The organism is Vescimonas sp., from assembly GCF_057856985.1.
Map to the genome: position 1 here is coordinate 1 of NZ_DBLZXX010000027.1, position 22,325 is coordinate 22,325.

Here is a 22,325-nt window from a genome sequence, read left to right on the forward strand (position 1 = left end):
GCCCTGTGAAGATTGCCCCACCTGCCAATGGGACGGTGTTCCTCCGGCAGCTTCCAGTCCGGCACATAGTAATCGCCTACGAGAATGTAGTCGATGCCGTTTTCGTGGATTCTTGGCTTCAATTCCTTCATGCTGGTACTTCCTCCTGTCTTGATTTCTTTTTGTGGTACTCATCTCTGCGCTTGGCAAGGGTGGCTTCATATCGCCGGATGGCTTCGGGATCTCCGGCTTCCGCATCGGCTTTCATTTTCTGATAATGGGGCTTGTTATCCCCTGCAATCGGGGAAACGCTGTGCGCAATAATTTCGTTATTGAAGGTATCCGGCAGCAATGTCCATTCCCATTGCTTTCCCATGCTTTTCAGAACGGTCATGTCAGATACAACGAGTTGAAGCGGGGCTTTTGCATTCCTCTGAATGAGCTGATGAAAAAGAAAACGGCGTGACTTTCGTCACGCCGCCCCTTGAAAACACAAGGTTTTCACCATTTTTTGATTTTACTGTTTTACGACAACCCGGTATTTTGTGAGTGTCTACTTTCAGTTTATAGGTGCAGCTTCTTTTGAAGCTGCACCTGATCTTTTTAAAATCTTTCGCTTGTCTGCCCAGAATCAGAACTCCGGAGTGCTGTTCACAGCTCTCTGGCTCTGCATGCGATAAGTCACCTTGGCCATCTTCCGGTTCTTTACGGAGCTGATGATGGTGGGGATTGCGCCGATCAGTGTGAAGGCATACAGCTTGATAAGCTCACCGGTATAAACGCCGCCGTCCAGAATTTCTTCGTCAATGAGGTAGGGGATAGCCCGATAGGAATCTGTCAGACTGGCCTCAAAATACTTGGCAACAGTAATGGCCCAATCCAGCCGATAGCCCACATAGGTCATTGCCAGCATCAGCACACAGGCAATCACAATTCCCTTGGTGGACAGACGCCCGCCCAGAAGCTCATATCCCTTCAGCGTGCAGACAGCCAGCACAATGCCAGACAAAGCCGCTACATAGCCCAGCTGTCCCAGCAGCACAATGCAGCCCACGCCCAGCAGGCATCCCAGTAGAGCGCCCACCACACCGGCCAGCACATTCTCCGGCTTGCCGGCAGATTCCTGCTGAATCTGTTCCTGATTATGGCCCAGCTGCTGATAGCAGCTGTCACACAGCAGGGACGGAACCCCTGCCATGATGCATGCATCCGTCTCCACCGTCTGCCCGCAATTTTGGCAGCAGCTCTGGTAGCCGCCGGTGCGCAGGAGGGATACCACCTCGCCCGTGACCTGCTCCAGCTGGTCAATTTGCTTAAAGCTGCCGAATCGGGGCTTCAGGATAAATTCCACCCGGCTGCGGCGAATGGAGTAGTTTACAATCAGCTTGTTGCTCTTGACAAAAGCCTTGATTTCCGCCGCATCCGGCTCCTGTCCGCTGTGAGTCAGGGAAAAAACAAGAGAAACAAAATTCTGGTTGCTGGTGCTGCGCATCAGCATCATATGCAGGCCGCCCTGCATCCCAAAGAGAATGCCGCTCTGCGCGTCTGCTGTCAGGTGAAGCCGCTGGGCCACCTGATCCAGATAATTCTGCTGGGATTTACTCATGTTGAAAACTCTCCTTATCTTTCTGTGTTTCAGCCGCCGGACGCAGGCGGCAGACCGGTACACATAAGCCGACCTCGATGAGCATAGCATAGAAACCATGTGTAGTCAAGTGCACGGCACCTCCAGCAGTTCCCGAACGGCACCTCCAGCAGTTCCCGAAAGCCATCGAAATGATAGATAGGCTATTGTATTTGTTCCGCACCAATAGTGCCCACAGATCTCACTTCGTTTTCACAAGAGATAGGGTCCGGCATTTTCTGTTCTTTTTCTCTTTTGCTTTACCGTGCCGTGTGGCATCTGTGGTTGTGTTTTCCCACACTGGCTGATGGAGATTTTGGGCACTTGGATTTTTTTGAGTTCGAGGTAACTCGTCGTTACATTTCTCGATGCTCTACAGCAGTCTTTTCGTTAGCATAGGTAGTTGCCCCGGTCTTAATTTTAAAAAACACAGCTCTATACACACGGTATAATCAGCGACCGAGTTTTATGTTTTTGTAATAAATATAAATGGCAGCACACTTGCATCTTCCGTGTGTTGGCCTTTAATACGCTCACCCTCCGATGACTGCCCATCTTGGCTGGCGAGAGCGTCAACTGGTACACCTGCATCATTGCCGAGTGTGTGGTGCTTATCTTTGCTGTGATTCTGATGAAATACTTCGAAAGAACCGACCTCGTGTTCAAATATCTGCAGTATTAAAAGGGAAGAAGTTATCCAATTATAGCTTTCTCTTTTAGATTAATTGTTTTAAACAAGATGGCGGCTAACCATACTCGTCGTCTTCAGACGTTTCTCTTTGTCTATTGCATCCCATTCCCTGCACTGCCCCTGCCAAAGAAAGCGGTTGACGATTTTCCTCACTTGGTCTATCATAGGCGTATGTAGATTACCACCTCATTTAGATGATATCGACGCACATCTCCTGTGACCACAACACGTACCACATACGCTTCCGGGACACATGGTTACAACGGGAAAAAGAGGCCACAAGACCATTTACATTCCAGCCGAAAGCGCTGGAAATGTTTGAAAATCAATACAAATCAGAGCTTTTAATTCGTTCGCATCCGAGAGGTCGAGGGTTCGAATCCCTTCAGGTCCACCAAAAATAAACCACCCGCAAGGGTGGCTTTATTTTTACTGTGGACCTAGGGATTCGAGGTTTATGCCCCGGAGGGGTAAATCCCTTCAGGTCCACCAAACAGGTATTGGACGAACACCTATTTCTTCAGCGGCGGCTTCGCCGTAAAGTGTTCGCTCTGATCCACAACAGAAAAGCGCCGTCTTGGGAGTGATTCCAAGGCGGCGCTTTTTTTCTATCCGCACATTCGGTTTCCGCTAATTCTCCTGCTACAATGGTTGCAGAAAGGAACAGGAGGTTATACGAATGGAGAGATTTATCACAGATGAACGCACGGGGCTGAAGTATGAGCTAGTCGGAGACTATCCGAACCCCTCACATTTCATAACGATAAAAGCACAGACCATGGCTTTTTGGGGGAAGCCCCGCCGCCCGGTTGCCTCTCTGGGCAGCGTGAGCCGCTCTACTCTGTGGCGGATGCTGCACAAGGAAAAGTAAATGTCCGTCTCGCTGTGAGCTGCGGCGGGTGATTGAACGCGAAAGGGAACCCTAACGGTTCCCTTTCACACGATCCTTCCCTCCGATACTTGTGCCCGGGCAGGTTTTTCGACAGACTAAGGCAGGCACCCAAAGGGTGCCTGCCTTTCCTGTTTCCTGCTGCGCCTTTCTCAGGGCATCGCCGGCTCGGAGGCCAGGCGCACAGTGAAGTCCTGCGCCGCTGCGCCCTCCGGCAGCAGCTTCGCCATGACCACCAGCCGCTGGTCGCCGGTATTCTCCATGTCGTACTTCCGGCAGCAGGTGGACAGCGTCAGGATGGTATCCTCCTCGCCGAAGGTCACGCCGTCAAACGCCAGCCAGTTCTTCTCCTCCACCTGCCGGAGGAAGCCGGTGAGCTCCTCACCCGCGAGGTCCGGAGAAATATAGTCGAAGCTGGTGTCCGTGATGAAGCAGGCCGTGATCTGGAACACCATGTCGTCACCCTCCACGGAGAGGTAGATGTAGGGGTTCTCCTGCACGAAGTCCGCATCCATGTACCGGTGGAGCTTGGTGAATTTCGGGCCGTCCGGATCGCAGTTGGTGGCGGAGTGCCCAAAGATCACGGTGTTCTTATCCAGCGCGCTCCGGCTGCTTAGATGGTCGTCGCAATGGGCGTAGTAGCAGCCCCACTCGCTGAAATTCCCGTTTTCGTCCTTTTGCAGGTAGTACCCGTTGTCCGCCGCCTGCATCACGGCATCGTTCACCTCCGCGCCGGGCATATACAGCCACGCCACGGCGTCAGGATTTGCCTTTTTGGCGGCAGCCAACTGCTCCTGCCGGTCCACAGCGGGGATGACCTCGCCGACTGTCTGGGGCTCCGTCACCTCCGAAACGGTGGGATGCTCCGCCTTTTTGCCGCAGGCGGCGGCCGTGGCCGCCACGGTCAGCAGCAGCGCTGCGATGAGGGTGCAGGAGAGGGTGCGCGTGAACTTTCTCATGGCGTTATCTCCCGCAGCCAATGGTGCTCCGCGTCACGGTCACGCCGGTCTGGGGATTGCCGTTGGCCTTCATAAAGACGGCCTCGATGGTGTGGTCCTGCGTGACATTCCGGAAGGTGTAGGATGTCACCGCACCCACGCTCCTGCCGTCCACCAGCACCTTGGCCACGGCGTAGCCCGCATCCGGCGTGATGGTGAAGGTCTGCTCCCCACCCTCGCCGACGGAGGTCCAGCCGACAGGGGAGATGGTCCCGTTGGTGCCGGCGGACGCCCTGATGGTGTGATCGGTGCCGTACTGGCTGCCGCCGTTGGGCTTGTAATACAGCTCGATCTCACCGCTGAGGGTGGTGTAGTTGCCGTCCGCAGGGGTAAAGCGCCACTTGTAGGCCGTGTTGGCCTTCACGCGGGTGCTGCCCGGCAGCACGTTCCCCGCATCGTCCACCCACTCCAGCACACCGTCCGCAGGGGAGATGGTGCTGTCGGCCAGCGTCAGCGCCGCGTCGTCCAGCGTCTTGCCGCGGGTGATGATCTTGGTGTAGTTGGGCTGACCGGTGGGCCTGGCCTTGGTGATGGTGACGATCACCGCATCACTGACAGCCTCCTTGTAGTCCTTGTCCTCCGCCTTGGTGACCGACACGGTGACGATACCCACCTTCACCGGCGTGAGAACGCCCGTATCGGGGTCGATGACGGCTTCGCCGGTGCCGTTGGTCACGGCGTAGGCCACTTTGCCGGTGCCGGAGCCGCCGCTGCTGCCCAGCTGCAGCTTCTCACCGTAGACCACGGTGGTGCCGCCGGTAACGCGCAGCGCCGCCTGATCGTCCTTCTCCCGCAGGAGAATGTGCAGCGTGATGGTGAAGTCCTCATAGTTGGCGCAGGACGCCTTGAGGGTGATGGTGATCTGGTCGCCCAGCGCCTTCCCCTCGGGGATCGCGTAGGTCAGAAGACTGCCGTCCGCCGCAAAGTCCTGCCTGGGCAGCACCTCGCTGGCCTCGCTGCTGAACGTCCACCGCTGTCCCTCGGGAAGCGAGGACCAGTCCGGCGCGTAGGTGTGTTTCTCGGTGTCCGTGTACTTCTGCACCAGCTCCACCGTCCTCAGGTTCCGGCCGTCTGCCGGGCCCACGGTGACATCGATGGCGGCACCGACTACCCCCTTATAGTTTGGGTCATCCGGCTTAAAATTGGCATCATACGTATGGCTGCCGATTTTGTCAAGCACCGTTTGCGGCGTTTGCCAGCTCCATGTGCCGGGTGTAGTGCCTTCGGGGGTTGCCAGCGCAATATCACCAAGCGTTTGACCGTATTTCGCCGTCACGCCAGTGGGCTTTTTATAGGTCGGCGTTGCCTTCTCCACCACAAACTGCACAGCCGCCGTGGTGAATTCCCTGTAGTTATCCGTCTCGCCAATGACCGCGTACATGTAGTAGGTACCGGCATCCAGCGTGGTGGGCTGCATGTTCTCCCACTTCGTGCCGCCGCTGGCGGTATTTTCGGTGCCGTAGTAGTAGACCGCTCTGCCATCGCCCACCTGATATGTCAGGCTGGGCGCGCTGGGCGCATCGTTGTAGGTGAAGCCCGTCATGCTGACGGCAGCGCTCTGCGCGGCCCTGTTGACCTGAACGGCCACAGTGCCCGTGGCCTCCACATAGGTCTTGGTGTCATCCGGCATGAACTTCCACGCAGCGCCTGCATGTGTACCCGCATCCAGCACCGTGTCGGGCTCCTGCCAGGTAAACGTGCCCGCAACGGTCCTGCCGTCCGCCTGCATCGTGCCGCTGATGGCGATGGCGCCCAGCTTCTCGCCGTAGGTGATCTCAGCAGGACTCAGCGTCAGCGCGCCCTCCGGACTGGGCGTCAGCTTGGCCTCCACCGTCAGGGTAACGGTGATGGTGTAGTCCTCATAGTTGTCGGCTCCGGTAACGTTGACCTTCACCTTGGCGGTCTTGCCCACCTTGGACGCATCGTCCGCAAAGCCGAAGCGCAGGATACCTTCGCTGATCGAACATGTACCGTTCAGCACACCGGCATCATCTGTCACGCTGCCCAGCACCGCCGTACCGCCCTCCTCGATCAGACTGCTCAGGTCCACGGTGCCGTTGTTGTCGTACATGGCGGAACCGTTCACCGTTCTGTCGCCATAGGCTGCCCTGTGGATGGTGAAATACACCACCTCATCCGCGAGCTTCAGCGTATAGTTGTCCGCCTTGAAGCCGCTGCCGTCCGCCAGCGCCAGAGTGCCCCCGGTAATGGCGTAGCTTCCCGCGTTCGCGCCTGTGTCACGTACCAGTACGCCTCTGAAGGCGGGGGTCTCGCCGTTCACCGCACCGGCGGAGATGTAGGTCAGCGTGGGGTCTTTCTCGCCGTAGGTCTTGCCCTGACCGGCATCCGGCGTCACCGTGATGACAGCGGGGGTAATGGCGGCCATCGCCGAAGCCTGCTGGCCGCTGGCCGCCAGCCGATAGTTGCCCGCGGACGTGCCGCCCAGCGTCAGGCCGGAGATACGGACGGTCTTGTCCGTGCCCACGTCCTTGCTGTCGAAGGTACCATCGGCGGAAACGGTAAGTTCATCGCCTTCCGCCTTGCCGCTGATGACCGCCCCGCTGACATCCAGCACGGCGTCAGCGCTGCCGTTGTAGGTCTTATCCGCCGCCGTGATGCCGCTGACAGTGACGGCCCTGGGCGTGATGGCGAAGCTCTCCGCCACCGCGCTGAACGCATAGTTGCCCATGGCCGTGATGGTCACGGTGCCGCCCGTGCTGACATCTCGGTTCTCGCCATAGGCGACGGTGTAATCCCGCCCCTCGGTCAGCTTGGTGCTGCCGATCTTTACGGTGGGCGCAGGCGTGATCCGCCCGCCGGTATAGGTGGTGTCGCCGCTCAGCGTCACCGCCGGCGCGGTCTCATTGGCCGCGATGGTGAACGTCCAGCTGTCGTCCGTCAGGTCTGCGGCGGCATAGTTCTTGCCCTCCGCCACGTCGATCCTGACGTTGTACGTGCCCACATCGGCGGGCTGCTCCACCTCGACGCCGTTCCGATAATACTTCACCGTGACGCCGCCCATGCCCGCAATACCGGCCCTGGCCGCCACCTTCGCAGTCTTGGCGCTGCCGTCATAGGTCAGCGTATCGGGAGGGGAGAAGGCGAAGTCCCCTGCCTGCGGGACAGCCTGCCGGATGGTATACGTCACGCTGGCGGTCTGGCCGCCCACGGTGATGCCGGCGGTGTAGGTACCCGCATCAACGGGCGCTGCGGACAGGGCGCTGCCGTCCTTCTGATAGGTGATCTCGCCCACGTCCGCCGCCGTCCACCCGGTCGTGGTCAGCCTGGCCGCCTTGGCGCTGCCGTCATAGATCAGTCCGCCGCTGGGCGGCGCGATGGTGACGCTGCCGCCGTTGGTATTGCCGCAGAGCCCGTCCGCATTGCCGCACTCGGCGCTGATGGCCGTGCCGTCGCTGCCCAGCGTATAGCTCCAGTCGTGCTCATGGCCCCGCAGCACCACGGTCTTGCCCTCGTCGATGCGGCTGACGGCGTACTTGCCGGGGGTCCAGCTGACAAAGCTGCCCGCCTTGATCCAGTCGGCATTTTCCGTGGTGGCGATGACCACAGGGCTGCCGGCGGCGGGTGTGTCTTTCGTCTGGACGGTGATGCTGCTGGCATCGTCCAGCTCGCCCACCACGGTGATGGTCCTGCCCGTGCCGAGATACACATTCTTGTTGGCATTGACCGTACCGGCCAGGTTCAGCGGGCCGAAGTTATATACGGCGTACTCACCGCCGGAGGCGGTGAACGTGCCGTTGGCAGTGACCGTGCCCTCGCCGGTGTTGTATAGGCCGTAGGTGCTCCTGCCGCTGGTATTTCCGGCGGCGGTCAGCGTGCCGGCGACCGTCAGCGTGCCGCCGTTATTAAACAGGCCGCTGGCCAGGGTAGCGGTGCCTTTGCCGGTGGCCGTCAGCGCGCCGTTGACCGTCAGCGTACCGAGGTTGCTCAGGCCGGTGTTGTCGCCGGTGCTGGTGAGCGTACCGTCGACAGTGATGGTGCCGCTCCGCGAGCTGCTGCTTTCCTTCCTGTTGGCCACGCCTATGTTGCCGCCATCCGCCGTCAGCGTGCCGTCAACAGTCAGCGTACCCAGGTTGTTCACACAGTAATATCCACTGCCGACGGTATCGCTGGTGGCCTTGACCGTACCGGCGATGTTCACCGTACCGGTGTTGTAGATGGCGCTCGTGGTTCCGGAAACGGTGCTGTTATACAGGTTGACGGTATTGCTGGTGTAGTTCTCGACGCCCACGCTGGTGCCGGAAAGGGAAATGCGGAAGATATCGGCGATGCCGTTCCGGGAGATGCTGGAGCCCGAGGATTTCAGCGCCGCACCGCTGGTGTTGGTGTTTCTGATGGAGCCGCTGGCCCGGCAGTCGGTCAGGACGATATGGGCATTGGAATCGATCCGCACCGCCGTAGACCAGCTGCCGGTGATCTTGTGCCCGTTCAGGCAGAGGATGGTGCCGTCCTTCGGCGCCCATGGGTATGCACCCAGATCCACGTCGCTTGTCAGGTAGTAGTAACCCGCCGCCTTGGGCAGGGTATCCGCCGCCTTGTATGTGGTGCCGCTGCCGTACTGCTCCTTCACCAGCTCATCTGTCCACGCCACGAACTCGCGGTCCACGTGCTCGGTGTGATTGCCGATGCTTTTGGCGTACTTCCCCTTGTGGCCGCAGGCGCAGTGGGTGTGGTCGCGGATCAGGTGCAGGAGGACGTCGTCGTCATCGTTGAAGGACAGGTCATAGGTGCCGTCATCGTCGGGGAAGAAGCATACCAGCGATGCCGCGCCGCCCTCGACCACAGTGATGGCCGCCGTATCGGTGAGACTGCTCTGCTTTTCCGCCGTGATGCCGATGCGGGCGCTTTCGTCCAGCGCGCTGTTCAGCGTGATGGTCTTTCCGGCCGCCAGATAGACGTTGGGGCTGCCGCCCGTGACCGTCGCGGTGCCGCCCACGGTCAGCGTGCCGTTGTTATACACGCCGCCCCCGGTGCCGTTGTTGGTGATGGTGCCGCCGTAGAGATTGCACGCACCGGCGTTATACACGCCGCCGCCCCGCGCGGTGGTATTGTTGTCGTTGATGGTGCCGCCGTACATATTGAATGTACCGGTGTTATAGACAGCCGCGCCGTCGGCCTTGCTTTTGGTGTCCCGCAGCCGTCCGTTGTAGAAGTTGAACGTGCCGCTGTTGTTCACGGTGTGGACCGCTCTGCGGCTGCTGGCACAATAGATATACCCCTGGATCGAGGCGCACTCCGTCAGGGAGAAGGTCACGCCGCTGCCAACGGTAATGGCGTCATACGCGGGCGTATCAAAAGCAAACTCCCTGACGGTCTGACCATTCAGGCAGAGCACCGTGCCGTCCGCGGGACGCCATGTGCCGGTGTCACGCAACGTCACATCGCTTGTCAGATAGTACTTGCCCGGATCCTTGGGCAGGGAGTTGGCCGCGGTATGGCTGCTGTCTCCGTACTGGCTGGCCGCCTCGTCGTTCGTCCATGCGGTGTAGGGCACGTCGCTGTGCCGCGGATGGCCGCCGGATGTGGCGTCGCCGCCGCAGATGCAGTGGACGTGGGGATACAGGCTGACATAGCTGCTGCCGGTCTTCCGGACCTGGGCATGGCTCCGGTCCAGCACGGGGGTCGCGTCGCTGTTGTCACCGGCGTAGCAGTTTTGCCGCCAGTCGTCCCTGGCCGTGCCGCCGTTCAGGAGATACGTGACCTCGCCGCCGCGGAACTGGTCCTCCGTCTTGCCGCCGTAGCCGTCGTCTCTGTCCGCGCCGTAGTAGCAGTTGGAGACCGTGCCGCTGTTCTTATAGGCGATGGCGCCCCAGCCGATGATGTCGCGTACCGTGCCGTTGGACTGGGCCTGCACTATGTCGCCGTAGAAATAGCTGTTGACGATGGTGCCCGTGTTCTCATAAGCGATGCCGCCCGCCCAGCCGCTGTAGTACATCTCGATGCGGCTGCCGCCGTCCAGTCGTCCCGCGTACACGCAGCAGGCCTCGATGGTGCCGCTGTTGGTATAGACCAGACCGCCCAGGCTGTCCTTGGCCGTTATACCGCCGCTGTACCGGCAGCGGGTGATGGTACCGTTGTTGATGCGCGCCAGGGGAGCGCTGGCGCTGATGGAATAATTCTTGCTCTGGCGCTTCGTCACGGCGATATCCGTCAGCTTCGCGTTCGCGCCGACATAGCCGAACAGGGCCTGTCCCCAGTCATCCAGCCACACACGGATCGTGTGGCCGTTGCCGTTGAAGGTGCCGGTATACGGGTGCTCGCTGGTGCCGATGGGTGTCCAGACCTCATCCACGTACTCCACATCCTGCTGCAGCTTCGCGCAGGTGTTCGCCTCACCGGCGTTCACCGCGTCCCGCAGCCAGATGAGCTCCGCCGCGCCGGTGATCCGATAGGGGTCCTCCGCCGTGCCGCTGCCGCCGGGCTGCGTGCCGGCGATGGCGGCCAGCAGCGCGGACTCATTGGCGTCAGGCTCTCCCGCCAGCGCCAGCACCGCGGCAGCCGCCGCGTCGTATCCGGTCAGGTCCAGCCGGGCCGCCTGCTCCTCCGTCAGGGCCTGCTTCGCCTCGTCGATGGCGTCCAGCTGGCCGGAGACCTCGTCCGCGTTGGCGTCCGAGATGTCCTCCGCCGCCGGCAGCGCGTCGATCAGCGCCTGCACAGCCGAAACCGCCTCGTCAGGCTCCTCGTCAGGCGCTTTGTCAGGTGCTTTGTCAGGTGCTTCGTCGGACGTTTTATCGTCCTCACCCGCACCATCCTGACCGGGTGCCTGCGTCTGCCCGTCGTTTCCCTGCGTCAGGACCGTCTGCTCCTGACCGGCCTGCCCCTGCGCCTCCGCCGCCAGCGTCGATGCGGGCAGCAGCGTCAGGCACAGAGCCAGAGCCATCAGCAGGGATACTCCTTTTTTGATCATGTGCATAACCTCCGTTCTGTTTTTTCACGGCTGCCGTATGTCACAGCAGGCCGATGCCTCTTCCGCGGTTCACCGCCTGCTGCCGGTTTGACACCCGAAGCTTTCTGAAAATACTGTTGCTGTGGAACTTGATGGTACCCGCCTTCCGGCCCATCCGCTCCGCGATCTCGTCATTGCTCATGCCCAGCGCCATCAGGCGCAGCACCTTTTTTTCCGTCTCGGTCAGCGTCTCGTAGTACTCCGCCGGAGATTTCAGATAATTGGGAAAGTACCGGCTCACGCCGCCCGCCAGCTCCATGATCCGGTCGGTAAAGTCGTCCGCGCCCCGCTCCCGCTGGTAGATGAACAGCATCTGCACCATGCAGGCGCCCTCGTCCGCCAGCAGCCGTATGTACCGGTATTTTTTCGCCAGCGCCAGCGCCGTCTCCAGCTCCCGGCACATGCGGTCCTTGTCCCCCGATTTGTAGTACACGGCGGCCAGCAGCATGTGACACTCGCACAGATCCATGTGCCGCTTCCCCGGCTCCAGCAGGGTGATAAGCTGCCTGACCAGCACGTAGGCGGCCATGTTTTTCCCCACCTGCAAATAGCAGCGCACCTTGGTGAGCCAGGCAAACATGTCCATCATATAGATGTCCCGATTCTCATCGGGGGCAGTGTTTTCCAGCCACTGGGCCACCGCCTCCTGCTGCCCGTCGTAGCAGGCCGCCAGACATTCCAGCGCGTTCAGGCTGGCCGTCAGCTCCTCCCGCCCCGTCTCCTGGATGCGGTCTCTGATCTTCTCCCCCAGAGGCTTGGCCGTCCGCGCCTGCCCGTTCATCAGCAGGATGCGCATCTGCAGCGCCAGCGCCACGAACAGGCAGCGCATATCGCTCTCCCTCTCGATAAGCGGGATGGTCCCCGTCGCCAGGATCAGCGCGTTGAAGCAGTCGTTGTTCTGGTAGTACCACTCCGCCAGCATGATCTCATAGACGTTCTTCCCCACGCTGCCGTACAGCTGGTGGATCATCTGGGTAATGGCGTCCTTATGCCGCTCCAGATACGGGCCGAACCGCGTAAAATCCCGAAACCCGTTGATGATGCTGGGGCGGCAGGCGGACAGCGTCAGCGACCTCACCGGCACCATGCCCGTTTTCACCAGAAAAAGCACGATGCGCAGGAACATGCCGTCGCTGATGTACGGCATGACCAGCTCCGTGCAGATGCGGTAATAATCCTTCTCCCGAAGATCCTGCATCCGCCAGTGCCTGGGCGTCGTCCCCAGCAGGCTCACGTACTCCCTGGCCAGATCCAGATCTCCCGCCATGGCCGCCAGCAGGGCGAAGACGGACGGCAGCGCCGGATGGCTCCTGCGCGCCGCCGCGTCCAGCCGGTAAAAGTGGTCCCGGCAGGCCCACAGCGCGGGCATGGAAAACGGGTGCTCCGTGAATTCCTCCACGATGGTCTCCGGCAGATGCCCCGCCTGCTCCGCCTCGTCCAGAACGCACACCAGCTCCATTTGGGGCCGCGGATATGTGACATTTCCTTTTTGTTCCATTTCCCTCACCTTATCTGCTCCATTATACCGGTTTATTATAATCCATTTTCTTCTGTTTGCCCAGCAAACTTTACTTTATGAATAACCAAACTTTCAACCAAACTCTCCCGAATCTGACCGTTCTCCCCGTTGCCGGCGCCGCAGCGTCTTTCTCCGCCGGTGCGGCGGCTTCTTTCCTGTTTCTTCCAGTTATTTCAAGCAGAAGCCTGCACGCGGGCGAATATTCGCTCAATATTTTATGAATAAGCGGTAGTCATTCGTTTTGTCGTGCGGTATAATGAAAGGTGGCTTTTTATATGCTTCAGGAGCCGCACCGCGGGTGCGGCCGTAAAAATGGCGCCGGATGCGCCATAAAGGGTACGGCATCCGGCGAAAGGGAGGGCGTTTTCGTATGGATCGCAGGAAACTGCTGATCGCAGATGATTCTGAGATGAACCGCGCCATGCTGGCCAATATGCTGGATCACGATTTTCAGATCATCGAGGCTGTGGACGGTCACGAGACCATCTCCGCACTGGAAATGTACAAGGGTGAGATCGCGGCCCTGCTGCTGGACATCGTCATGCCGGAGATGGACGGCTTTCAGGTGCTGGAGGAGATGCAGCGCCGCGGCTGGACCGAGTCGGTCCCCACCATCATGATCTCGGCGGAGATGGGCAGCGCGTATATCGACCGCGCCTTTGAGCTGGGCGCGTCGGACTACATCAACCGCCCCTTTGCCACAGGCATCATCCGCCGCCGCATCATCAATGCCATCCTGCTGCACACCAAGAAGCAGCAGCTCATGGACATCGTGTCCACTTACTTTTACCGCCACGAGAAGAACACGGAGGAGATGGTGTCCATCCTCAGCTCCGCCGTGGAGCACCGCTGCTGCGGCGGCGGACGCCACATGGCCGGCGTCAGCTGCCTGACGGGTCTGCTGCTGCGCCGGCTGCTGGCGCGGGAGGATGTACACCCGCTGGACCCCGCCGATGTGGAAACGGTCTGCATGGCCGCCAGCCTCCACGACATCGGCAAGCTCATGATCCCCTGTGAGCTGCTGGAGAAGCCGGACCGTCTGACGCCGGAGGAGTACGAGATCGTCAAGCGCCACACCGTCATCGGTGCCCAGCTCATTGCGGAGCTCCCCGGCTATCAGGGGGAGAAGCTGACCAAATACGCCATGGAGATCTGCCGCTGGCACCATGAGCGCTGGAACGGTGAGGGCTACCCCGACGGCCTGAAGGGCGACAGGATCCCTCTGGCCGCCCAGATCGTCTCCCTGGCCGATGCCTACGATGTGCTGGTACACCAGCGCAGCTATAAGGCGCCCTGCACCCACGAGCAGGCCATGGCCATGCTCCATAACGGGGACTGCGGCTCCTTCAATCCCCTGCTGCTGTCCTGTCTGGACGAGGTCGGCGAAGCCGCCAGACGCGGCGTGGACCGCAAGGCCGCCGCCCGCCGCTCCCCCCGCCGCACGGTGGAGGAGCTGTACCGCGGGCAGGATCTGGCCGCCGCCCGCATGACCCAGCAGCTGGAGGACGCCTACGCCAAGCAGGATCTCCTCTTCGCTCTCAGCGGGGAGATCTGGTTTGAATACACGCCCCACCCCTCCTCCCTGCGCCTGTCCCGCGGTGCCGCGGAGCAGATGGGCCTGCCGTCCATGATCGTGGCGCCTCTGGACGATCCGGATTTTCTGGCGCGGGTGGGAGCGGAGACGGTGGATGCCGTCCGCCGCCGCCTGGCGGACCTCACCGCAGACGAGGCGTATCTGGAGGTGGCGGCCCATCTGGTGCTGAACGGACAGCCCCGGCGCTGCCAGCTGACCATTCTGGCGCTGTGGTCCGCCGCAGAGCACGGCCGCTGCGCCGCCCTGTTCGGCAGAGTCATTGACATTGATGACAGCTGTGAGCGGCTGGAGCGCTATGACCGCGCCGCCGGTCATCTGGCGGACCGCCAGCTCCTGCTGCCCGTCACCATGGGGCGGGACGACGTGCTTCGCGTCACGGCGGAGCAGCTGGGCCCTGTGATGCAGAGCTACCGCACCATGTTCCAGACCGTGCGTCTGGTGGACCCCGGCGTCTGCATGCAGGTGTCCACCGATGCCAACGGCCACTCCATAGACCGCGTCGGGCACTGCTATGCCGCCTGGGGCAAGCGTCAGCGCTGTGAGCGCTGCACCTCCCAGGACGCGGTGCGCACCCGCACCACCCAGAGTAAGGTGGAGACTCTCGGCAGCGATGTCTGCTATGTCCTCGCCGTATGCGTGGAGGTGGACGGCATCCCCTACGCGCTGGAGTGCGTCAACCCCATCCGCCCCGACGATATGATAGGCAGCGGCGAGGAGAACATCCTGAATCAGCTGCTGGTCCGCAACCGTCAGGTGTATACCGACTCCGCCACCCGGGTCTTCAACCGCCGCTATTACGACGAGCGCCTGCGCAGCCTCACCGGCGAGTACGCTCTGGCCATGATCGATCTGGACAACTTCAAGCAGATCAACGACCGCTTCGGCCACCCCGCCGGCGACGCCGCGCTGTTCCACGCGGCCCAGACCATGCGCTCCATGCTGCGCAGCGGGGACGAGCTGGTGCGCTATGGCGGCGACGAGTTCTTCCTGCTGTTCCACGGCCTGCCCGCCCATGTGCTGGCGCGGAAGCTGGAGGACATCTGCCGTGCCGTGGCTGCCCTGACGATACCGGAGTACCCGGACCTGCACCTGTCCCTGAGCATCGGCGGCGCATACGGCTCCGGCCGCGTCTCCGAGCTGGTGGGCAAGGCCGATCTGGCTCTGTACCGCGCCAAGCGCACCAAAAACTGCGCCGTCGTGTATGAGGAATAAACCATATTGTACGGAATAAGGAGAGAATATCCATGACACTGACTGAATTCTACGCCGCCGTAGGCGGAAGCTACGAGGACGCCTCCGCCCGCCTGCAGAACGATGCCTTTATCGGCCGGTTCCTGCGGATGCTGCCCCGCGATGACAACATGGCCCGCCTGACGGCGGCCGTGGACAGCGGCAGCGCCGAGGAGGCTTTCCGCGCCGTCCATACCCTGAAGGGCATCGCCCTGAACCTGAGCCTTGTCCGTCTGGCCGAAGCCTGCACCGCCATGACCGAGGCCCTGCGGGGCAGCGCGGTGATGCCGGACAACGTCCGTGCGCTGCACGATGCCGTGGCGCGGGAGTACGCGCTGGTCACAGAGACCCTGTCGCAGCTGGAGGCATGACGCACCGGTATAAAGAGGATCGTTCCATGAAGAAAAATCACCTCCGCCTTGTCAAGCACATGGCGGCTACTATCGTCCTGCTGCTCGCCGCCATGGTGGTGCTGCTGATCGCTGCGGCACACCGGACCTACACGCGCCAGATGGAGCGGCTGGATATCTACATCGGCGTGCTCAGCGGCCGGACGGCCCAGCACGTGGGCGATGTGTTTCAGGACAAGCTGTCCGCCATCACCTCCGCCGCCTGCCTGTACGGCGAGGCGCTGGGTAAAGACGGCGCGGACATGACCCATCTGGCCCAGCTGGAACAGGCCTCCGGCTTTGATCGCATCCGCTTCATCGATGCCGATGGCGTCAGCTATACCAGCGACGGGGAAACGGCGCTGGTGGCGGACCGCGTCTATTATATGGATGGTATCCGCGGCGGCAGCGACATCATCTCCGTCTCCGCGTCCCGCTTCAACAGCGCCAGGTTCATCGGCTTTTACGCGCCGGTGCAGCTGGGCGATGAGGTCATCGGCGTGCTGCTCGGCCTTCTGGATGAGGAGACTGTCTCCGCCGTGCTGGAGACGGAGCTCTACGACTTCCCCGCCTTCACCATGCTGGTGGACGCCAATGGCCGCTCTCTGGGCCAGTACCGCACCGCGGGCTCTGCCTACGTGGAGGATCTGGACGCCGCCCTCTCCCATTTTCAGGTATCTCAGGCCCGTGACGTGCTGGAGGCTGCCGCCGATCAGACGGCCATGACCTTTTCTTTCGTGGGCAGCGGCGGCGCGTCCGAGGGCGGCATCCAGCCCGTGTCCGGCACCGGCTGGTCCCTCCTGCAGCTGTTCCCCTCCCAGGTGGCGGCCCAGATGCTGGCGGAGATCAACAGGGACCAGCACCTCACTATGCTGGTGCTGGTCGTGATCCTGATGCTGATCGGAGCCCAGCTGCTCTATTTCACCCGCCAGCAGGTATCCGCCGCTCAGGCCCAGCGCTCCCGCGACCGCATGACCTCCCTGCTGCAAAGCGTGGCCGACGACTACCTCTGCCTGATCAGCGTGGATCTGAACACCCAGCAGGAGGAACTGTTCCGCCTGCGGGAGAGCTGCGGTCTGGAGGACTGGACCGGCGGCGACGCCGACTATACCCACGGCATGCAGAAGTTCGCCCGGCAGTTCGTCTGCCCTCAGGACCGTGACCGGTTCCTCCGCACCGCCCGGCTGGACACGCTGCTGCCCCTGCTGGAGCGCCAGCGGGAGCTTTATATCGAATATGATGCCATCACCGGCGGCGAGCTCCAGCATCTGCAAAGCAAGTTCATTCTGGACCACAGCGATCCCGGGAAGCCCCGCCTGCTGTCCGGCGTCCGCAACATCACGGAGCTGACTCATGAGCGCATCCGCACCCGTACCAGCATGGACCTGATCGTCTCCGCCGCCAGCACCGTATACCCCTTCATTCTGGAGGAGAACCTGACGAAAAACGAGGCTTTCACCGTCTATAACCACAGCATCGTCAACGAGGGCCTGTTCCGGAGCTTCACCATGGAGGAGATGATGGACTCTCTGAAGCCCACCATGCCCTATTCAGAGGACTTCGACAAGCTGTATGCCGTCATGAACCGCGATGCCCAGCTGGACGCCTACCGGCGGGGACAGCGCCTGCTCCATGTGCAGGTGCGCCAGACCGGCGATGACGGGCAGGTTCATTGGATGGAGACCCGGAATATCCTAACGGAAAACGTCACCGGCGACGTGTACTCCATCTCCATGACCCGCTGCATCGATGACGATATGCGCCGCACTGCGGAGCTCCGGCAGGCCAAGGAGGCCGCCGAAAGCGCCAACCGCGCCAAGAGCACCTTCCTCTTTAACATGTCCCACGACATCCGCACCCCCATGAACGCCATCATGGGCTTTTCCTCTCTGGCGGAAAAATACGTCAACGACCCCGCCCGCGTGGCGGACTGCCTGCAGAAGATCAACCTCTCCGGCCAGTATCTGCTGCGCCTTATCAACAGCGTGCTGGATCTGGCCTACATCGAAAGCGGCAAGATGACGCTGGACATCAGGGCCCACGACATCCCCGCCATGCTGGAAAATGTGAAATACGTGTTTCAGGCGGATCTGCAAAAAAAGCAGCTGACGCTGGACGTCGCCTGCGACGTACAGGACCCCGTGGCGTACTTTGACGCCCTGAAGATGAACCAGATCGAGCTGAACCTCATCGGCAACGCCATCAAGTACACTCCCGCCGGCGGCCACATCACCTACACTGTCAGCCAGACCGGCAGCGGCAGCGGCACCGCGGACTACCGCTTTACCGTAAAGGACAACGGCATCGGCATGAGCGAGGAGTTCCGCCGCCGCGTCTTCGACGCCTTCGAGCGGGAGAACAACAGTGTCGTCTCCGGCATTGAGGGGTCCGGTCTGGGTCTCGCCATCACCAAGCGTCTGGTGGAGGAGCTGGGCGGTGCCATCACCTGCCGCAGCGAGCCGGGCAAAGGCTCCGAATTCGTCTGCACCTACACCCTCCGCACCGGCACTGCCGCCGATGCGGCGCCGGAACTGCCGGAGAGCGGGGAGCGGCTCCACGCTGCGGGCCGCCGCGTCCTGCTGGTGGAGGACAACGCCCTGAACCGTGAGATCTCCCGCGAGATCCTCAGCGACGCCGGTTTCCTGGTGGAGGAGGCGGACGACGGCGACGCAGCCGTGGAAAAGGTCCGCTGGTCCGCCCCGGGTCACTACGACCTGATCCTCATGGACGTGCAGATGCCCAGGATGGACGGCTATGAGGCCACGCGGCGCATCCGCGCCCTGCCGGACCCACAGCTGTCCCATATCCCCATTCTGGCCGTGACGGCCAACGCCTTTGCGGAGGACCGTCAGGCGGCGCTGGAGGCCGGCATGGACGGCCACATCGCCAAGCCCGTCAGCGTACAGGCACTGGAGCTGGCCATCGCCCGCCTGCTGTCCCGCCGCAGCGGCGATGCCGACACAGATCCCGACAGCAAGGAGGCGCCGGAGCAGTGAACATCAGGAAATATCTCATCGCGCTGACCGTGCTGATGCTGGCCCTGCTGCCCGCCGCCTGCGGCACTCAGGAGGAGCCGTCCGGGGATCTCCCCGAGCTGGTGATCGGCAGCGACGATTACCGCCCCTATAACTATCTGGATGAAAACGGTCAGGCCGCCGGCGTGGATGTGGCTCTGGCCACGGAGGCCTGCCGCCGCATGGGCTACGAGCCGGTGTTCCGGCAGATCAGCTGGGACGAGAAGGATCTCCTTCTGGAAATCGGCCAGGTGGATTGCCTGTGGGGCTGCTTCTCCATGAACGGACGGGAGAACGCCTACCTCTGGGCCGGCCCCTACCTGTACAGCGATCAGGTGGTGGCCGTCCGCGCTGACAGCGATATCCGCACCCTGGCCGATCTGGTGGACCGCCGCGTGGCGGTGCAGATCAGCTCCAAGGCCGAGAGCATCCTCTCCGACCCCACCGATGCCCGCATTCCCCAGCTCCGCGCCCTGTACTGTCTGGTGGATATGGATCAGGTGGCCACCGCCCTGCGCAAATACTATGTGGATGCCTGCGCCAGCCACGCCGAGGCGCTGGCCGGCGCGCTGGAAAAGGCCGGCGTATCCTACCGCTTTCTGGATGAGCCGCTGCTGCACGCCCAGCTGGGCGTGGCCTTCGCCGCCGATGGCGACACCGCCCTGCGGGACCTGCTGGCCCAGACGCTGGCGGACATGGAAGCCGACGGCACCACGGAGCGCATCGCTGCGTCCTTCGGGTTGGGCGCCGACACCGCATTAGGGAGGACGACGCCGTGAACAACATCAAGCGAACCGTCTCCCGCCTCCAGTGGCGGGTCGTCCCTATCATCTTCGCCGGCATCCTGCTGTTCCTCCTGACCCTGGACCTGTCCGGCCGGAACGGCCTCAGCCGCACCCAGGCCCTGACGGACAACACGCTGGACACTCTGCGCCTGCAGTGCATCAGCTTCCATAAGCTGGAATCGGCGGACGGCACCAAGAGCCTGTTCCGTCTGGCCGACAGCGTACAGGCGCTCAGCCGCCATCTGGAGCTGGACCCCACCCTCGCCTCCAACGCCTATCTGGAGGACTTCGTGGACGAGATACGGCTCAGCGGCGTTGCCCTCCTCAACGCGGACCTGCAGCTGGAGGCCTCCGGCTACACCCGTCAGTACGCGGGCATGGCCTGGCCGGACGGCGCGTCCTCCGCCCGGCTGGAGAGTCTCATCGACTCCGCCAAGATCTACACCCAGCGTCTGGAGAAGGACGGCGTCTCCTATGATGTCTGCGCCGTGGCGCGGCGGGACGCCCCCGGCGTGGTCATCGGCTTCTACCAGCAGCCCAACGGCCTTCTCGCCGACACGGAGGTCGACATGGCCACCCTGCTCACCGGCCTGCATCTGGACCGCAAGGGCGCCTACCTCATCACCCGCGACGGCGCGGTGCTGGCCTCCAGCACCGCCGGCATCGGCGATGACAGCGCCGTGCTGGACTGCCTGAACCGGCTGGAGTGCGGCGGCGCCCTGCAATCGTTCCGCTGCGGCGGACATCTGTATTACGGCGCCCGCTCCGCCTGCGAGGATTACGGCCTGTACATCTATTTCCCCGCCCTGTCCGTCTTTTCCTCCACCCTCACCGCCGCCGCAGTGTTCATCGCGCTGTACGGCGTCTTTTGGGTGCTGCTGTTCGGTCTCAAGACCCGGGAGCTGTCCGACAGCCAGCGGGAGCTGCGCCGCAGCAACAGCCAGCTGCAAAAGACGGTGAACATGCTCCATTCTCTGGAGAACATCTACTTCACCATTTTCTATGTGGATCTGGAGCTGAACCGCTTCGACACCGTGTTCCTGGCCCCATGGCTGGACGACTTCCTGCCGGAGGATTTCAGCTACTCCAAGCTGAAGGACCGCTTCACCCATCTGCTGGTGCTGGAGCAGTACCGTGATGAGCTTGACCGCCAGATGAGCAGTGCCGCCATCCGCGAAACCCTCCGCAGGGACAACCTCTCCGATGTGCGCCACAGCTTCTACGTCGACTATCAGGCCCACCGCGGCGATGCCGTCAACTGGTGCCGCGTCACCGTGACGGCGGTGGACTTCGATGAGGAGGGTACCCCCCTCCACGTTCTGGTGGTGCTCCAGGACATCAACCGTGAAAAGACAAAGGAGGCTGAGTACCAGGCCCAGATCATGGAGGAGGCCCAGTCCGCCCGTCTGGCCAACATGGCCAAGAGCGAGTTCCTCCGCCGCATCAGCCACGACATCCGCACCCCCGTCAACGGCATTCAGGGCTACCTGGCCATGGCCGCTCAGGCCCCCAATGACATGGAGCTTCAGGAAAGGTGCCGCCAGCGGGCCGGCACCGCCCTGAACACCCTGCTGGATCTGGTGAATAACGTTCTGGATATGAGCAAGCTGGAAAGCGGCCAGCTCCAGCTGGAGCATAAGTCCTTCGCTCTGGCGGACATTCTGAATGAGGTCCGCGTCACCAACGAGCCCTACGCCGCCGAGCACGGCATCGCCTACACCGTGGAGTGCCTGTGGGACACCGATAACGCGCCCCGTCTCATCGGCAGCCCCTCCCACCTCCGCCAGATCCTGATGAATCTGGTGAGCAACGCCATCAAGTACGGCCGCAGCGGCGGCTGCATCCGGCTCACCGGCCGTGCGCTCCCTGCCGACGGCGACAGCGCCGTCTACCAGTTCACCTGCGCCGATAACGGCATCGGTATGAGCGAGGAGTTCCAGCAGCACATCTTCGAGCCCTTCATGCAGGAGTCCGACGATGCCCGCACCCGCTATCAGGGCACGGGGCTGGGCCTGTCCATCGTGAAGCGTCTGGTGGAGGCCATGGGCGGCCAGATCACCTTCACCAGCCGGAAGGGCGTGGGCACCACCTTCTGCGTCACCCTGCCCTTTGAGATCGACCGCCACTACGCCCCCGACCCCGATGAGGAGGAGACGGAGGGTTCCTCCTGGCTGGAGGGCATCCACGTCCTGCTGGCGGAGGACAACGAGCTGAACATGGAGATCGCCGAGTTCCTGCTGCTGGACCGCGGCGCCTCCGTCACCCGCGCCTGGAACGGCAAGGAGGCGCTGGACGCCTTCGCCGACGCGCCGGAGGGCGCCTTTGACGTGATACTCATGGACATCATGATGCCGGTGATGAACGGTCTGGACACCGTGCGGGCCATCCGCGCGCTGGACCGTCCCGACGCTGCGGAGATCCCCATCATCGCCATGTCCGCCAACGCCTTCTCCGATGATATCCAGCAGAGTCTGGACGCCGGCTTCAACGCCCATGTCGCCAAGCCGATAGACGCGTCCCTGCTGGCGCAGACGTTACGAAAATTTGTCCCCCCCCCCCGTGTCCGTAAGAAGAAAGCATCCGTCCCCCACGCGCAGACTCCCTGAGACGGAGCCGCCATCGGAAGCGTAAAAAGCACGGCATGACGCG

The 22,325-nt window shown here is 62.0% G+C and carries 12 protein-coding genes and 1 pseudogene; 7 read left to right on the forward strand and 6 right to left on the reverse strand.

Annotation, left to right across the window (positions count from 1 at the left end):
• The 3 genes and pseudogenes from ACZM22_RS10445 to ACZM22_RS10455 form a co-directional block, all read right to left on the reverse strand.
• Window positions 1-131: pseudogene (locus ACZM22_RS10445) on the reverse strand (TnpV protein); the annotation flags it as partial.
• Window positions 128-373 (reverse strand): hypothetical protein, encoded by a 246-nt coding sequence (locus ACZM22_RS10450; RefSeq protein WP_337593368.1) that lies wholly within the window; start codon window positions 371-373, stop codon window positions 128-130. The pseudogene ACZM22_RS10445 and the gene ACZM22_RS10450, both read right to left, overlap by 4 nt.
• Window positions 374-610: 237 nt before the next feature.
• On the reverse strand, window positions 611-1,585 hold the full coding sequence (locus tag ACZM22_RS10455) for a hypothetical protein (RefSeq protein WP_487817387.1): 975 nt from the start codon (window positions 1,583-1,585) through the stop codon (window positions 611-613).
• 1,388 nt (window positions 1,586-2,973) lie between these two features.
• Between ACZM22_RS10455 and ACZM22_RS10460 the strand changes: the two genes are divergently transcribed.
• Complete coding sequence (locus ACZM22_RS10460; protein WP_489544016.1) at window positions 2,974-3,165, forward strand: hypothetical protein; 192 nt, start codon at window positions 2,974-2,976, stop codon at window positions 3,163-3,165.
• Between the two features lie 170 nt (window positions 3,166-3,335).
• On the opposite strand, the gene ACZM22_RS10465 is transcribed toward ACZM22_RS10460, so the two are convergent.
• Genes ACZM22_RS10465 through ACZM22_RS10475 form a run of 3 tightly spaced genes read right to left on the reverse strand, consistent with a single transcriptional unit; the run spans window position 3,336 to window position 12,643 of the window.
• A complete protein-coding gene (locus tag ACZM22_RS10465; protein ID WP_489544017.1) occupies window positions 3,336-4,142 on the reverse strand; it encodes a class B sortase in 807 nt (268 codons plus the stop codon).
• Window positions 4,143-4,146: 4 nt separating this feature from the next.
• Entirely contained in the window at window positions 4,147-11,106 is a 6,960-nt protein-coding gene (locus ACZM22_RS10470; protein WP_489544018.1) for a YDG domain-containing protein, read from the reverse strand.
• A gap of 40 nt (window positions 11,107-11,146) precedes the next feature.
• Window positions 11,147-12,643: a helix-turn-helix domain-containing protein gene (locus tag ACZM22_RS10475; protein ID WP_489544019.1), complete on the reverse strand. Its 1,497-nt coding sequence runs from the start codon at window positions 12,641-12,643 to the stop codon at window positions 11,147-11,149.
• A 77-nt stretch (window positions 12,644-12,720) separates the two neighbouring features.
• Between ACZM22_RS10475 and ACZM22_RS10480 the strand changes: the two genes are divergently transcribed.
• The 6 genes from ACZM22_RS10480 (at window position 12,721) to ACZM22_RS10505 (ending at window position 22,282) form a co-directional block, all read left to right on the forward strand.
• Window positions 12,721-12,885 carry a hypothetical protein gene (locus ACZM22_RS10480; RefSeq protein ID WP_489544020.1) on the forward strand — a complete coding sequence of 55 codons (165 nt, stop codon included), beginning with the start codon at window positions 12,721-12,723 and terminating at the stop codon, window positions 12,883-12,885.
• A gap of 149 nt (window positions 12,886-13,034) precedes the next feature.
• The gene (locus ACZM22_RS10485; protein ID WP_489544021.1) at window positions 13,035-15,470 is read left to right on the forward strand and encodes a diguanylate cyclase; all 2,436 of its coding nucleotides are present in this window, start codon (window positions 13,035-13,037) and stop codon (window positions 15,468-15,470) included.
• Window positions 15,471-15,502: 32 nt separating this feature from the next.
• Entirely contained in the window at window positions 15,503-15,859 is a 357-nt protein-coding gene (locus ACZM22_RS10490) for an Hpt domain-containing protein (RefSeq protein WP_489544022.1), read from the forward strand.
• A gap of 26 nt (window positions 15,860-15,885) precedes the next feature.
• Entirely contained in the window at window positions 15,886-18,873 is a 2,988-nt protein-coding gene (locus ACZM22_RS10495) for a response regulator (protein ID WP_489544023.1), read from the forward strand.
• Window positions 18,870-19,670, forward strand: coding sequence for a transporter substrate-binding domain-containing protein (locus ACZM22_RS10500; RefSeq protein ID WP_489544024.1), 801 nt, complete (start codon window positions 18,870-18,872; stop codon window positions 19,668-19,670). The genes ACZM22_RS10495 and ACZM22_RS10500 overlap by 4 nt, the downstream gene beginning before the upstream one ends.
• Entirely contained in the window at window positions 19,667-22,282 is a 2,616-nt protein-coding gene (locus tag ACZM22_RS10505) for an ATP-binding response regulator (protein ID WP_489544025.1), read from the forward strand. Before ACZM22_RS10500 ends, ACZM22_RS10505 begins: the two co-directional genes overlap by 4 nt.
• Window positions 22,283-22,325: the final 43 nt, after the last annotated feature.

What these genes read in the sequence shown, in the direction of transcription:
- ACZM22_RS10450 (WP_337593368.1), bottom strand. Translation starts at nt 373, where the DNA reads ATGACCGTTCTGAAAAGCATGGGAAAGCAATGGGAATGGACATTGCTG.
- ACZM22_RS10495 (WP_489544023.1), top strand. Translation starts at nt 15,886, where the DNA reads ATGAAGAAAAATCACCTCCGCCTTGTCAAGCACATGGCGGCTACTATC.
- ACZM22_RS10470 (WP_489544018.1), bottom strand. Translation starts at nt 11,106, where the DNA reads ATGATCAAAAAAGGAGTATCCCTGCTGATGGCTCTGGCTCTGTGCCTG.
- ACZM22_RS10490 (WP_489544022.1), top strand. Translation starts at nt 15,503, where the DNA reads ATGACACTGACTGAATTCTACGCCGCCGTAGGCGGAAGCTACGAGGAC.
- ACZM22_RS10480 (WP_489544020.1), top strand. Translation starts at nt 12,721, where the DNA reads ATGAATAACCAAACTTTCAACCAAACTCTCCCGAATCTGACCGTTCTC.
- ACZM22_RS10465 (WP_489544017.1), bottom strand. Translation starts at nt 4,142, where the DNA reads ATGAGAAAGTTCACGCGCACCCTCTCCTGCACCCTCATCGCAGCGCTG.
- ACZM22_RS10460 (WP_489544016.1), top strand. Translation starts at nt 2,974, where the DNA reads ATGGAGAGATTTATCACAGATGAACGCACGGGGCTGAAGTATGAGCTA.
- ACZM22_RS10475 (WP_489544019.1), bottom strand. Translation starts at nt 12,643, where the DNA reads ATGGAACAAAAAGGAAATGTCACATATCCGCGGCCCCAAATGGAGCTG.
- ACZM22_RS10485 (WP_489544021.1), top strand. Translation starts at nt 13,035, where the DNA reads ATGGATCGCAGGAAACTGCTGATCGCAGATGATTCTGAGATGAACCGC.
- ACZM22_RS10455 (WP_487817387.1), bottom strand. Translation starts at nt 1,585, where the DNA reads ATGAGTAAATCCCAGCAGAATTATCTGGATCAGGTGGCCCAGCGGCTT.